At 35.8% G+C, this 14010-nt stretch carries 13 protein-coding genes; 5 read left to right on the top strand and 8 right to left on the bottom strand.

Annotated features, from left to right (window positions below):
• The first annotated feature begins 70 nt into the window (after window positions 1–70).
• From EKQ63_RS25740 to EKQ63_RS25750, 3 genes are read left to right on the top strand one after another with little or no spacing between them, the layout of a single operon-like run.
• A complete protein-coding gene (locus tag EKQ63_RS25740; RefSeq protein ID WP_087953095.1) occupies window positions 71–2026 on the top strand; it encodes an ABC transporter permease in 1956 nt (651 codons plus the stop codon).
• 19 nt (window positions 2027–2045) lie between these two features.
• A complete protein-coding gene (locus EKQ63_RS25745) occupies window positions 2046–2798 on the top strand; it encodes an ABC transporter ATP-binding protein (RefSeq protein WP_000393244.1) in 753 nt (250 codons plus the stop codon).
• Entirely contained in the window at window positions 2795–4774 is a 1980-nt protein-coding gene (locus EKQ63_RS25750) for an FtsX-like permease family protein (protein ID WP_088327180.1), read from the top strand. Before EKQ63_RS25745 ends, EKQ63_RS25750 begins: the two co-directional genes overlap by 4 nt.
• A gap of 50 nt (window positions 4775–4824) precedes the next feature.
• Here EKQ63_RS25750 and EKQ63_RS25755 read toward each other — a convergent pair whose 3' ends face one another.
• On the bottom strand, window positions 4825–5019 hold the full coding sequence (locus EKQ63_RS25755) for a YjcZ family sporulation protein (protein ID WP_001290395.1): 195 nt from the start codon (window positions 5017–5019) through the stop codon (window positions 4825–4827).
• A gap of 277 nt (window positions 5020–5296) precedes the next feature.
• Between EKQ63_RS25755 and EKQ63_RS25760 the strand changes: the two genes are divergently transcribed.
• Window positions 5297–5890 carry a TetR/AcrR family transcriptional regulator gene (locus EKQ63_RS25760; RefSeq protein WP_143881623.1) on the top strand — a complete coding sequence of 198 codons (594 nt, stop codon included), beginning with the start codon at window positions 5297–5299 and terminating at the stop codon, window positions 5888–5890.
• A gap of 47 nt (window positions 5891–5937) precedes the next feature.
• Window positions 5938–6609 carry a YqeB family protein gene (locus EKQ63_RS25765; RefSeq protein ID WP_143881788.1) on the top strand — a complete coding sequence of 224 codons (672 nt, stop codon included), beginning with the start codon at window positions 5938–5940 and terminating at the stop codon, window positions 6607–6609.
• Between the two features lie 88 nt (window positions 6610–6697).
• On the opposite strand, the gene gntP is transcribed toward EKQ63_RS25765, so the two are convergent.
• From gntP to EKQ63_RS25800, 7 genes are all read right to left on the bottom strand, one after another.
• Window positions 6698–8023 (bottom strand): gluconate permease GntP, encoded by a 1326-nt coding sequence (gntP, locus tag EKQ63_RS25770; protein WP_143881624.1) that lies wholly within the window; start codon window positions 8021–8023, stop codon window positions 6698–6700.
• A gap of 48 nt (window positions 8024–8071) precedes the next feature.
• Window positions 8072–8797: a GntR family transcriptional regulator gene (locus EKQ63_RS25775; RefSeq protein ID WP_000539279.1), complete on the bottom strand. Its 726-nt coding sequence runs from the start codon at window positions 8795–8797 to the stop codon at window positions 8072–8074.
• A complete protein-coding gene (locus EKQ63_RS25780) occupies window positions 8797–9813 on the bottom strand; it encodes a sugar kinase (protein WP_143881625.1) in 1017 nt (338 codons plus the stop codon). Before EKQ63_RS25780 ends, EKQ63_RS25775 begins: the two co-directional genes overlap by 1 nt.
• On the bottom strand, window positions 9806–10561 hold the full coding sequence (gene dagF / locus EKQ63_RS25785) for a 2-dehydro-3-deoxy-phosphogluconate aldolase (protein WP_143881626.1): 756 nt from the start codon (window positions 10559–10561) through the stop codon (window positions 9806–9808). The genes EKQ63_RS25780 and dagF overlap by 8 nt, the downstream gene beginning before the upstream one ends.
• 1 nt (window position 10562) lies before the next feature.
• Entirely contained in the window at window positions 10563–11666 is a 1104-nt protein-coding gene (locus EKQ63_RS25790) for a DgaE family pyridoxal phosphate-dependent ammonia lyase (protein ID WP_087953101.1), read from the bottom strand.
• Window positions 11644–12744, bottom strand: a complete 1101-nt coding sequence (locus EKQ63_RS25795) for an amidohydrolase/deacetylase family metallohydrolase (RefSeq protein WP_143881627.1) — start codon at window positions 12742–12744, stop codon at window positions 11644–11646. Before EKQ63_RS25795 ends, EKQ63_RS25790 begins: the two co-directional genes overlap by 23 nt.
• Before the next feature lie 360 nt (window positions 12745–13104).
• Window positions 13105–13965, bottom strand: a complete 861-nt coding sequence (locus EKQ63_RS25800) for a M15 family metallopeptidase (RefSeq protein ID WP_087953103.1) — start codon at window positions 13963–13965, stop codon at window positions 13105–13107.
• Window positions 13966–14010 lie beyond the last annotated feature (45 nt).

Here is a 14010-nt window from a genome sequence, read left to right on the forward strand (position 1 = left end):
TGTATTTAATAGGGGAAAAGGATATCTCTTATATCCTTTTCGTCTTCATCCTACTAGGAGGTCTAGGTGAATGACATTTTGGCAGTTTGCATTTAAAAACGTCACAAGGAACGCCAGAGCTTATTTCGCCTATTTTGTAAGCAGTGCGTTCTCTATCGCAATTTTTTTCTCATTTGCAGTTTATTTATTTCATCCGAAATTGCATATGACAGACATTAATTATGCTCTGAACATACTAATGACAATTTCAGAGGTTGTCATTGTGTTCTTTTCATTTTTCTTTTTACTATATTCGATCGGTACTTTCTTAAAAGTACGAAAAAAACAGTTCGGGATTTTAACTGTACTTGGTATATCTCAAAAACAACTAAAACGACTTATTTTTTTAGAAAACATGTTAATCGGTATTCTTTCTATATTTTTTGGTATTCAATTAGGACTTGTCTTTTCACAGTTCTTTTTATTAGTTACCGCAAAAATTACGCATGTACCAGGTCTATATTTATATTGGCCTACAGGTGCTATCATTTTAACAATAGTAATCTTTCTCGGTCTCTTTATTCTCGTATCGTCTTTTACACCGATGCTCATTCGTACAAGAAAAGCGGTACGACTTTTAAAAGAAGGAAAACAGCAAAAAGAAAGAAAAGCATCCGTGCTCATCTCTCTATTCGGTGCGACATGCTTAATAACTGGATATGTATTAGCAGCCAATCCACTGTATTTTATGTCGTTAGGTGACATCATTGGGCTTTTATATGCCGTCTCTAGTATATTTGTCATTCCATCGCTTATTTCAGCTGGGACATATTTTTTCTTTTCACAGATTAGCTTCTTGCTCATTCGTATATTAAAGACGCGAAGAAAATTTTATATGAAACGTATTAATATGCTTTGGATTTCTGATTTAGCAGCGCGTATTCGGACAAACATTAACATGCTCTTTATTGTAGCAATGCTATCGACTCTCGCTTTTACAATGATTACCTTCTTATATGGATTCGGGAAGTTTACAAAGTTTGATGAAATTAGGAAAAACCCTTTCCCGTTTACTTATTTATCTCATACTGAAAATACGTTAGCGGATGAACATTTAAACTGGTTAGAACAAAAATTTATTGAAGAGCACTTTACTTATACAAAATTTAAAACAGATATATATGAAGTATCTTCATCTGAAGATAACACGCAGCTCTATTACGCCATTAAACAAAGTGACTATAATGTACTTGCTAAGGCTTTAAATTGGGAAACGCTCACGGTAAATAAGAATGAATCTTATATTCTTATGACAGACTTAGATGATCAAGTTATTGGAACGCTTCATAATAAAGACAAAAAAAATACTCTTACACTTACTCAAAACAATTTACAACTACAAGTGAAAGAATATAAAAGTTATAATCCATTCCCAAATCGCTTAATATACCAATTGCTCATACTATCTGATGAAAATGTAGAAGCATTATCCACCATTTCAAAACAAATGAGTGTATATAGCTTTAAAGTGTACGATTGGGAAAAAGCACATAACATCGGTTCGGCATTTACAACAAAAATTTATAATGAAAGTGAAGCGATCAAAGCAGAGCATCCTCCTTTCCACGCAAGTGAAGCGAGTGATTCTCTATATAAAGCAAAACTAAATGTCGCTTCGTTCTTCTTAATTGGTACTTTCCTAGGAGTTATTTTCTTTATCGGTGCTGGCAGTGTTCTTTACTTCCGAATGTATACAGATTTAACAAATGAGCAAGAAAAGTATGTAACGATTACAAAAATTGGTTTAACAGAAGCCGAAATGAAACGATCTGCTACAATTCAACTTGCTATTTTATTCTTTGTTCCATACATTATGGCATCGATCCATACGATGTTTGCGACAAAGATGCTACAAGAAATTTTACATCTCTCGTTCTTCGCTGAGATTACAGTCGTACTGATGATTTTTGGAACAGTTGAAATTTTATTTTTCCTTTTAATTCGTTCCTTCTATATGCAAAAATTATCACAACACATTAAGTTTTAAAATTAGAAAGGTGATTATTATGGAAGAAGTATTACACATAAAAAATGTCTCAAAAGTGTATGAAGGAAAAGTCCCTCATACTGCTTTAAAAAATATAAATTTACATGTAGATAAAGGTGAATTCGTTGCGATCATGGGACCATCTGGTAGCGGTAAATCTACGTTTTTAAACGTTATCTCTACCATTGATTCTCCGACTGCTGGTGATGTCGTGATTAACGGAAAAAAACCGCACACATTTCGTAGAGAGAAGTTAGCTATTTTCCGCCGCCAAGAGTTAGGATTTGTTTTCCAAAACTTTAACCTACTAGATACACTAACAATCGGTGAAAATATCGTACTACCTTTAACATTAGATAATGTTCCTTTAAAAGAAATGGATGAAAAGCTTGATAACATTTCAAAAAAGCTTGGAATTGATCATATTTTAGACAAGCGTATCTTTGAAGTGTCAGGAGGACAAGCACAGCGTACCGCAGTAGCACGTGCTGTTATTCATCATCCTTCCCTTCTACTTGCCGATGAACCGACAGGAAACTTAGATTCAAAAGCGGCAATTGACGTAATGGAGCTATTTACGAAATTAAACAAAGAAGAAGATGCAACGATTTTAATGGTTACGCACGATCCGTTTGCAGCAAGTTATTGCAACCGCGTCATTTTCATTAAAGATGGCGAACTTTACAATGAACTACACCGCGGGCTATACCGAGAGAAATTTTATCAAGAAATATTAGATGTTCTAGCATTATTAGGAGGAAGACGTGGATGACATTTTGGCAATTCGCATTTAAAAATGTCTCGCGTAATTCGAAAGCATATTTCGCTTATTTTGTAAGTAGTGCGTTCTCTATCATGGTTTTCTTTTCATTTACTGTATACGCGTATCATCCACGCTTACAAATTATAAATAAATTACAGGAACAAGATCCGCTCATGAACTTGGCTGGCATGGCACAGTTTGTTATCGTTTTGTTCTCGTTCTTCTTTCTCTTATATTCTATTGGGACGTTTTTAAATGTACGGAAACAACAATTTGGCGTTTTAACTGTTCTCGGTATATCTCAAAAACAATTAAAACGTCTTTTGTTTACTGAAAATATGATTATTGGAATGCTAGCTATCTTTGCTGGTATTCAAGGCGGTCTTGTGTTCTCTAACTTTTTCTTACTCGTTACTTCTAAATTAACAAATGCAAAAGGTCTCTATTTATATTGGCCAACAGAAGCTATTATCGTAACAACAGTAACTTTTATTATTTTATTTTTCATCGTTTCTACATTTACACCGATGTTCATTCGTACTCGGAAAACAACACGATTAATTAAAAATAATAAAAATAAAAAAGATGAAAAAAGGCCATCTATACTCATTTCATTGTTTGCCTTAATTTGTTTAGGCCTGTGCTATTATATCGCTGGTTATCCGCAAGGCTACGTAACAGAAAAAAACGTACAAAATGGATCTGTATACCTTATCATGTTATCTATTTTACCGCTCGTAATAGTCGGAACATATTTATTCTTTTCACAGACGTTTCTCCTCTTTATCTTTATCTTAAAAAAGCGGAGAAAGTTTTATATGAAACAAATAAACATGTTATGGATTTCAGATTTAGCTAGCCGTACACGTAGTAATATTAATGTGCTCTTTATCGTTTCTATGTTGTCAGCACTTGCATTTACAATTATTACCGGGCTATTTGCTGCTAATAATAATACGAAAGTATCGATATTAGAACGATATCCTTTCCCCTTCACGTATACGTCCAAAGGTGAAAATCAATTGGAACAAAAACACATTGCTACAATTGAAACGGAGCTTACAAAGGCTAATTTTCAATACAATAAGCATAAGTTTACAGTATTACAAGATACTGCTTTAAAAGAAAACATTACTCTTATGAAAATGAGTGACTATAATTCACTTGCGAAACAGTTAAAGAGGCCGGAAATAACCCTTGATTCTACACAAGTTTATATTATTTCTCGTTACTCGCCAGAACTCGTAAATCTTGTATCCAATCCATTTGCAAAACAAAATACAATTACATTGGGATCAAATAAAACGGAATTTCATATTAAAGGATTTATTAATAAAGGGATCTTACCAGCCTTTAAATTTCCGCATGTAATTGTTGTACAAGATTATGTATTTGATAATATGATTCCTCATATTGAAACGACCATAGTGTATAACTACTTCGTTGAGAATTGGGAAAATACAGTTGTTCCGACGAAAAATATGTTAAAACATATTCAGAAGGATACAGATATCTTCTATGAAGCATATAAAGATACAGAACTGGCTCCTTCTCCCCCGTTTGATATTGATACAGCTGCGGTTGATCTAAACTACAGTAAAGGGAATTCAATTGCCGCTTTCTTTATTTGGACATTTCTCGGCTTTATTTTCTTTATCGGAGCAGCTAGTGTTTTATACTTCCGTATGTATAATGACTTAACGAATGAAAAACAAAAATACATTACGATTACAAAGCTTGGATTAACTGAGTCAGAAATGTTTCGCTCCGCAACGATTCAGTTAGGAATTTTATTTTTCGTTCCTTACATCGTTGCTGGTGTTCACACGTTATTTGCGGTTAAGTTTTTACAAAGCATGTTTTCTTTCTCATTACTAAAAGAGACATGTATCGTACTCACCTTTTTCGGGATTATCGAGATTGTTTTCTTCTTCTTAATCCGTTCTCTGTACATTAATAAATTATCACAGCATATCAAAATATGAATAAAATGGCCTTGTGCGTATTGCACAAGGCCATTTTCAATAGTTTTTAATTAGCAGCAATATCCGCCGTAGCCACCATATCCGTAGCCGCCGTAACCGCCATAACCACAACCGCCTCCGCCACCGAAGCAGCTAGCACCGATGATAATTAATAAAATAAACAATACGATTAGAAGCGCAAAACCGCCTCCGCACCCATGTCTGCGGTTACAATCATCATGTCTGTGTTCACACTTTTCGCTCATTACTCTATTCCTCCTTTAGTATCATTCATAACAAGTTCACCTTGCTCTAAATGAGGGGATTCCATTTATATTATGTTTTCAGGGCGAATCGGAAGCTTGGCTTACTTAAAAACGGGCTTGTTTTAGGAATTGGGCTTGATCAATAGGCGAATTACCCTTATCAAGATGTAAGCATAAAGCATTTGACATACTTCTAATTTCTTACTAAAATTTAATTGAACGACCAATCAATTTTTTGATTATACATTCAAATTATAAAAATCAGGAGTTGAATAGCGTGACTGATTCTTTTATTGCAGAGGCTAGACGTGAACAAATTATTCTTGCATGTATTGATACATTAGAAGAAGTTGGATATAACAACTTAAGCTTAACGAAGGTAGCAAAAAAAGCTAAGATTAGCACTGGACTTATTTCTTATCATTTTAACGATAAGCTTTATCTTATGAATCGGACTTTACAATTTTTAGTTGATAAACAACATGAATTTATTAGCAATCGAGTACTATTAGCCCAATCTGAAATAAACAAACTAGAGGCTTTTATTGAAGCACATTTGGCTTATCAAGAAACTCATTACAAAAATAATATTGCCTTAATTGAGATTGTCTTTAATGCAAGAAATGAAGAGAATGTTCCTTATTACAGAATCGAAGACGACGAAGAAGATGATGCTCTTAGAACGATGTTATTAAATATTTTGAAGACTGGTCAACAAAATGGAGTGTTTTCTAACTCTTTCCGAATTGACACATTGGCTTCATTTATTTTAGGAGCAATCGAAGAAAGAATGCTAAAGGCAAATTCATCTATATCTATAGAAAATTACTCGGATGAGCTCATCAAAATGGTGAAGAAACTCACTGTTTAAATGCCCTGATTTTGAAAAAATATAGATTAAGAAAGGATGAACTACAAATGAAAAAGGTATCTGTCATTGGATTAGGTTTTTTAGAAAAATTACTTGCTATAGTAAGTCCAATCCTTTTAGGCATTATTGGATATTTTTCACCTAAATTAATAGAGATTATAAAAAAGATTCCTCTCTTTTCTGATTCAAAAATTATAGAACTTTTAAATTTTATTAACCCCTTCTGGCTTCCTGTTATTCTCATGCTCATTGGTGTTATTGCAGGAGTTTTATTTTCTTTAATTATTTATAGTGAAGCTTTAAAAATGAACATTACTTCGGAAAGCATTCACATGAATAAGGACGATCAAAAGAAGCAAATTACCAGGTCAAATGTAAAAGCCGTTTTTGTAGATAAGCGTCAAGTGGTTATCATTGATCAAGAAGAACGAGAATGGTTACGTGAAACATCTGACATTAATCCAAGCAAAATTAAAGATACTTTCGTAATGCACGGCTTCCCCTGGGTGGAACAAGATCCTTATAAACAAGAGTATAGCTTATGGAAATTAGAGGATGAGCGATTTAATAAAATCATAAATACTATTTTGTATGAAAGACGAAATGCTCTTCGAGAAGGAAACTCGAAAAAAAAGAAGCATTTACGCAAAGATTTGAATGAGCTAGGAGTCTTTGTCAAAGACGATGGAGAAGATCAGTATGTCCGTTCCATTAAGTAATAGAGCGATAGAAAGCACAAAAAAACGAATAAAGCACACAGAGAAATTACATTTTCTCTGTGTGCTCTATTCGTTTAAATCGGCTCTTCTAAATAAACATATTCAATAAAAGCGCAAAACCAAATGCAATAAATGATAACAATGTCTCGAGTACCGTCCACGTTTTAAACGTTTCCTTCACCGTCAAACCTAAATACTCTTTTACAAGCCAGAATCCTGCATCGTTTACGTGAGAAAACATTAACGATCCTGCACCGGTTGCTATAACGAGCAATTCTAAATTCACACCAGACATGTGCTGAATAACTGGTGAAACAATTCCTGCTGCTGTCGTTAATGCTACTGTCGCTGAACCTGTTGCAATTCGAATTAATCCAGCTACCATGAAAGCTAATACAATTGGTGATAACGATATATGTTCTGCCATTTGCGCAATCGCCGTTCCAACGCCGCTTTCAATTAATATTTGTTTAAATCCACCACCAGCACCGATAATTAAAATAATGGAACCGACCGGTAATAAACTTTCGTCTGTTAATTTTTTAATCATCTTTTTATTAATTCCTTGTCTGATTCCAAGTAAATAAAATGCTGCGAAACATGAAATAAGTAAAGCAATTACTGGACTTCCTATAAATACAAAAAATTCAGTCATCTTTTTCGGTAATGAAATATATGGTGCAACGACCGATAAAATCATCAATACAACTGGTAATAAAATAATAAAGAATGAAGCTTTACGACTCGGTAAATCAGTTGAGACAGTCGTAACTCGAATAAGCTCTGGTTCATTTTCAGGTATAACCCTTTTATGTACCCACTTTGCAAATATCGGTCCTGCGATAATGGCTGTTGGTAACGCGATAAGTAATGAATATAAAAGCACCTTTCCTAAGTTCGCGTTATAAATACCGATTGCTGTCATCGCCCCTGGATGTGGTGGCACGAGCCCGTGAACAATAGATAATCCAGCAATAACAGGTAACGCAATTAATAATATATTTTGCTTCGTCGTTTTTCGAATGGAAATCACAAGTGGTAATAAAATGACGATCCCTACTTCAAAAAAGACTGGAATCCCTATAACGAACCCTGCAAATAACATAGCCCAAGGTAATTTTTTTACGCCGAAAAATCGAATAAAGAAATTTGCAACTTGCATGCCTGCCCCTGAATCAGACATCATTTTCCCTAAAATTGTTCCGAGAGCTAAAATACCAACTAAATGCCCTAGTACACTACCAACACCAGTTTCATAGGCAGCCACTATCTTCGTTACATTCAGTCCAGACATAATCGCTAAAAATAAACTCGCAACTGTTAAACTAATAAATGCATGCCATTTCCACCATGATACCCCTAAGATAACAATCGCAATTGCAAGTAACGTGACGATTAATAAGTATATATCCATCTCTCATTCCCCTTACTTTATAAAAAAAGAGGGAACATCCCCTCTTTTTTATACGTCATAATTCACTACATAATGCTGCATTTCTGTATTGTAGTAGCCTTCGCTATATTCAATTACTTCTCCAACTTCATCGTAAGAATAGCGCATGCGTTTTAATAGCGCTGTCCCCTCTTTTTCACCTAACGCTTCGGCAACGAAACTAGGCGCAAGACCAACAGCGAATTCATCTCTGAAGTTTTCTAAATGTATACCTCGGTCTTCTACTAAATCGTAAAGCGATTGCAAATCAAAGTCCGATAAATCTGTACTTGCCATGTGTGCTGAGAAATAGTGCGTATAATGAATGTACGGTGCATCATTTAACGTATATAAACGTTCAATACGAAAACTCTCTTTACCGAATAATCGAAATGGCACTGTTCCTTCTTCATTCTGAACGATTTCTGCTTTTAGCAATTTCTTCTGTACTTTATATCCTTCTTCCACTAAAACTTCAGTAAATTTCTTACCCTTTGACAACTTTGTCGCAGAAGTGTTACGGATGACTTTCGTTCCTTTACCGCTTTTCTTTTCCAAATATCCTTCTTGAGCAAGTTCTTTAATCGCATTACGCACTGTAATTTTGCTCACTTTGAACTCTTCTTCTAACTGTGGTTCGGAAGGAATATTCGTATGAATCGCATATACACCATGCAATATTCGATCACGAATAATGTTTTTTATTTGTAAATATAATGGTCCTTTTTTTCTCGTTACGTTCACCGTTACACCCACTACCTTTCTACATCACCTACTGATGCCGTCATTGCCCGAAGTATATCCTTCTCTGATGACATTGGCGTATCACCGACGATTGTATGTGCAAGCATTCCAGCTGCTGACGCAAATGAAACAGCTTTCTCTGGTGCAAACTCTTCTATCTCGCCATGAATAATCCCGCTCGTATAAGCATCTCCAGCACCTATTCTATCATATACAGAAAACGTAAGTGTTTTTGCAAAAGTGAATGTACCATCTTTACATATAAACCCGCGAAGCGAGTGTGTATTATCGCTATTAATAAAGCGATGTGTGCCAGCAATTGTAGCGATACTATATGTTTCAGCTACTTTTGGAATAAGATCAACAAGCTGCGCCTCTCGCTCCGTCTCTTCTGTTTTCATTCCTAGAACGAACATCGCATCTTTTTCATTCATCATAACGATATCAGCAAGAGCGAGCATTTCTTCATAATTTGGTTTCGCCTGCTCATACCCATCTTCTCCCCAAAGAGATGGACGATAGTTACAATCAAAGACGACAGTTCCTCCGTTTTCTTTTACTGCTCTCGCTAAAGATTTCATATGATGGCGCACCGTATCATTCATTGCAAGTGTAATCCCGCAAAAATGAATGATATCAATTTCCTTCGCGATTTCTTCAAATTGATACATTTCTTCAGACGCCGTATTAAAGCTACTTTCTAATCGATTCGAATATGTAACGCGGCTTGCGCGTGCACCAAATCCATTTTCTAAAAAGTACATACCGACATATTTACCGCCTCTTGAAATGAACGAAGGGCGAATACCTAATTTTTGAATGTGCGATACCGCAGCATCTCCAACCGAATTTTCCGGTAAAGTTGAAATAAGAAATCCTTCATGCCCGAGATGAGAAAGTGCTGCTGCCACGTTCACACCCGTACCAGAAAAGGAATAATTTAATGTGTTAGCTTGCGATAACAATTCATATCCTGGTACTTGCAGGCGCATCATTACTTCACCGAATGCTGCAATTTTCTTACGCATATTGATCAACTAACTTCTTCACGACTGCTAATAATTCACAAACATCTTCTACTTTCGTATTACCAGTTTCTTTATCAATAATAGAAGAGTACACGTGCGGAATCACTTGTTCTACGTTTGCCTCTAGCGCAATACGTACAATTGTTTCAAAGTTTTCTTTATCGATTCCGCCCGTTGGCTCTAATGCGAATCCTTCTTCTGCACAAGCTTTCGCAACTGCGCGATATTCTTCTTCATGAGCTAGCCCTTTCATTGGGAAGTATTTCAATGAATTTCCACCCATATCACGTACAAGTGCGATCGCTGTTTTAATTGGAACGATTGCTTTTTCTTCTCCAGCTGCACTAATTGGACCAGTAGAAATATTTACGTACCCTACTTTTCCTGTTGGCGATACTAAACTATTAATCCAGCTATCTTTTTCACCAAGATTTGCACGTGTCGCTCCAACTGAAGGGAACACTTGGTTAATATGGCTACCAGGATAATGCTTCGCAATTTCAGCTACAACTGTTGCTTGGCGATTATCTCCTGCGCCTAGTCCAATTGATACAGCGTCATCAATTTCTTTTCCGTATGCTTTCATCGCTGTAACAGCTTCTTCTACTGTTGGATAATCTTTTGATAATACACCTACTACTACATAACCTTCTGCTGCTTCAAAAATATCTTTTGCATTTTCGATATTGTTTGCCAATACATTTAATGCTACGCGGCCTTTATAAAAACGTTTTTGAATGTTTGTCATTTTAGTTTCCCCCTACAATTTCTCTCAATTTTTCTTCAATCACATGTATGTCATCACCTTGAAGTGGACGTGGATCGATATCAAAGAATCCTTGTCTTACTCCGTAATCACGTGTATAAATCGCGATTTCCCCTTCGCGTAATGCTGTCACAACGTCTTTTGCTGATTTATTTAATTCTTTTTCATTAATATGAATACGTGCTCTAAAGATTGCTCTTCCTGCTTCATCTTGAACAATCGTTACATTGACGCCGTTTAATTCTTTTAGCGGCATAAGTACTTGTAACAACTCTTTTTCTTGCTCACTCTTATCTTCTTTTACTCCGTACTCATCAAGCGCTTGAAGTAAGCCAAATGTTGTTTCTTTCCCAACTTTCATACTTCTTCCGATGCAATGTAATTGCACTTTCAGCCACTCAATATATTTTCGTTTCCCGCCAACAATACCAGAAGTAGGCCCTTCAATCGCCTTTGAACCGCTATAAATGGCAAGGTCTGCATACTTCACATATTTTTGAATGTCTTCTTCAGCTGCCGCATCGACGATAAGCGGGATGTTATTTCGCTGCGCAACTTCCCATGCTTCTTCAACAGAAATCATATTTTTTTGTACTGCATGATGGGATTTCACATATAGAATCGCTGCTGTATTTTCACCAATTGCATCTTCAATATGCTCTGCTTTCCCTTCATTTGCGTAACCCACTTCAACAAGCTTACCTCCGCCTAAGTAAATCATCGTTTCAACTGGAGCACCGTATTGAACGTTATGACCTTTTAACATAATCACTTCATTTTTCGCGATTACATCTTGATGAAGTCTTTCACTTTTACGGCGATTTCCTTCTGTAACGATACCAGCGATAGAAAGCGCAATTCCGCTCGATGCTGAGTTCACAACGACCGCTGCCTCTGAATCTAGAATTCTCGCAATATGGTCTCCCGCTTTATCTACTAAATCAGCAATTTCCACATAATTTTGTCCACCATGTTTCATCGCATCCATAACTGTATCTGTCGGAGCGGATACACCTAAAATACTCATTCTACCGCTCGCATTAATTACTCTCTTTAATCCGTACTTAGCATTCAATGAATGACCCATTGATTACAACCCCTTTCGTATCAATTCTTCTTTCAGCAATGCGCTGATCCCCTTCTGAATCAATTAACGTAACCTTCTCATCTTTCACCGTAAATAAAGTTAAATTTGCAATATCTCCTTCTTGAATACGGCCAAGCTCTGGTTTCTTAAGCCATTCTGCTGCATGTTTCGTAACCGCATCAATTACTTCTTCTAGCGGATACCCTAAGTAAAGGAATTTCGAAAGAACGTGAGCCATACTATACACTGGACCATGCACACGATTCTTCCGGTAAATATCTGTACTAATTGTATTAAAGGCAATACCGTGACGCTTTGCTGCCTCTGCTACTTTAAAAGAAAAACTAGCATTACCATGCCCAACATCTAAATGCACACCGCGATTCACTGCATCTAGTAACACAGGTAGCGGTTTGCCTTCTTCATCAAATAAATTATTTTCTTTCCCGTTTAAGTAATGTGTAATAACATCATCTTTTTCTAAAAGAGGTACAACTTCCTCAATGCGAGGAGGCGCTGAACCGATATGTACCATAATTGGTAATGATGTTTCACGGGATAAAGAGCGCGCTACATGCAGCGGTTCAATTCCACTATCACAAACAACGCTTTTACTCATTCTCGCCTTTAACCCAACGATTACATCTTTATACTTTTCTACTGCTTCTATTACTTTCTCTTTATCGATCCATTCCATATTGGATAATTCATCAATTCGTTTCAAACCGATGCGAGAAATATTTAAAAAGGCAAATAAATTCGTTTTTGCCTGCTCTCTACTTTTTACTAAATCTTCAATGCGATCAGCTCCGCAGCTACCCGCATCAACAATTGTCGTTACCCCTTGCTTAACGCCAATTTCGTCCACCTCATCGCCATACGGATCAAACTCTGGAAAAGCATGAACGTGCAAATCAATCCAGCCACTCGATACGTAAGTACCTGAGTAATCAAGAACCTTTCCACCTTCGCCAGCACCAGCTTTCGTCACCTGTGCGATTTTATTATTTTCAATTACAATGTCAATCTCTTCCCCGTTCACACGTTTCACATTACGTAGTACGAATCGTTCTGTCATTGTATTTCCACCCTTTTCTATAAGAAGCCATAAGAATACGCTTACATTAAAGTTTCATTTTATATGTTTTTCACACGTTTAGCGTAACACAAAAAAAGGGAGAAGTAAATATAACGTTATAATGTTTAAGAGTAAAATAAAAGATACTCCTCAAAAGGCTGATAGTACAGGAAATTATATCAACGATTTTTCGAATATATCTATCGTAACTTGCAATATATCAACGATTTTTCAATTATATCTACCGTAACTCACAATATATCAACGATTCGACAAGGAATATCGATTTACCGACAAAAAACATCAATCCCTTTCTTATATATACGAAAAGGTTGCTCCAAACCGGAACAACCTCTTTATTTATTCCTGTACCGTCACAATAACCCCATCCATATTATTCCCCGAAATGTCATACTGCTTATTCACCGGAACATCCACTTTCATGTTCCCAGAAACTTTGTAATAAGAAACCTTATATTTCTTACCTTCTACATCAGTTGAAATTTCTTTTTTCTCTTTTAAGAAGTCTAAGTATTCCTCCAATGTAATTTTCTCTTTTTGCATAATCGCACTATGAGGTAAGCCGACATAACGTATATGCCACGGCTCATATTGAATGCCTGTAATGTTACTTTTATTTTTCGGATAACGTAAAACAAAGCCGTGCTTCCATACATTCTCTTCAATCCATTTTCCTTCAGGCGCTTTTTCCATTTTCTTTTGCGTCGATCCAACGTCTAGTGATAACCCTAAATTATGCTCACTGTATCCTGCTGGGAGTGCATAATCCGATCCCATGTCTTTATATAATTTACTTTGCTCTTTAAAATCTCTATACCCGCTATTCATTAAGAAATGTTGTACGCCATCTTTTCCAGCCGCATCGACAACGTTCAAAAACTTTTTTACAACATCCTTTGATAAACGAAGATTTCTATCAAATATTACGTAACCTCTTACTAATTCACTGCTATGATTTACATTTATAATGTCAGACCTAATACTATCTTTTTTTACTGGGTAATCTTTGTTAACTAATAATAGATCCCCTTTATAAATTTCTTCTTTTGTAACCTCTACCTTTTTCATATTTTCATTCTTTACTGCACTATTTTCCCCGCCGATTTTCACATCAATTTCTTTTTGAAATAACGGTGATATATAAACGCCTACACAGATTGTGCATGCGATAAAAAAAGAAATAAATACCCACTTTTTCATTTCTAGTTCCTCCTTAACGTAACTTACGTCTAGAATAGAAAAAAC

The organism is Bacillus sp. BD59S (assembly GCF_007363175.1).
GTDB lineage: Bacteria > Bacillota > Bacilli > Bacillales > Bacillaceae_G > Bacillus_A > Bacillus_A pacificus.

Excerpts from the sequence above, each read along its gene's own strand:
- EKQ63_RS25745 (WP_000393244.1), top strand. The coding sequence starts at position 2,046 with ATGGAAGAAGTATTACACATAAAAAATGTCTCAAAAGTGTATGAAGGA.
- gntP (WP_143881624.1), bottom strand. The coding sequence starts at position 8,023 with ATGGATATATACTTATTAATCGTCACGTTACTTGCAATTGCGATTGTT.
- EKQ63_RS25790 (WP_087953101.1), bottom strand. The coding sequence starts at position 11,666 with ATGGGTCATTCATTGAATGCTAAGTACGGATTAAAGAGAGTAATTAAT.
- EKQ63_RS25795 (WP_143881627.1), bottom strand. The coding sequence starts at position 12,744 with ATGACAGAACGATTCGTACTACGTAATGTGAAACGTGTGAACGGGGAA.
- EKQ63_RS25750 (WP_088327180.1), top strand. The coding sequence starts at position 2,795 with ATGACATTTTGGCAATTCGCATTTAAAAATGTCTCGCGTAATTCGAAA.
- EKQ63_RS25800 (WP_087953103.1), bottom strand. The coding sequence starts at position 13,965 with ATGAAAAAGTGGGTATTTATTTCTTTTTTTATCGCATGCACAATCTGT.
- dagF (WP_143881626.1), bottom strand. The coding sequence starts at position 10,561 with ATGACAAACATTCAAAAACGTTTTTATAAAGGCCGCGTAGCATTAAAT.
- EKQ63_RS25755 (WP_001290395.1), bottom strand. The coding sequence starts at position 5,019 with ATGAGCGAAAAGTGTGAACACAGACATGATGATTGTAACCGCAGACAT.
- EKQ63_RS25765 (WP_143881788.1), top strand. The coding sequence starts at position 5,938 with ATGAAAAAGGTATCTGTCATTGGATTAGGTTTTTTAGAAAAATTACTT.
- EKQ63_RS25740 (WP_087953095.1), top strand. The coding sequence starts at position 71 with ATGACATTTTGGCAGTTTGCATTTAAAAACGTCACAAGGAACGCCAGA.
- EKQ63_RS25780 (WP_143881625.1), bottom strand. The coding sequence starts at position 9,813 with ATGCGTAAGAAAATTGCAGCATTCGGTGAAGTAATGATGCGCCTGCAA.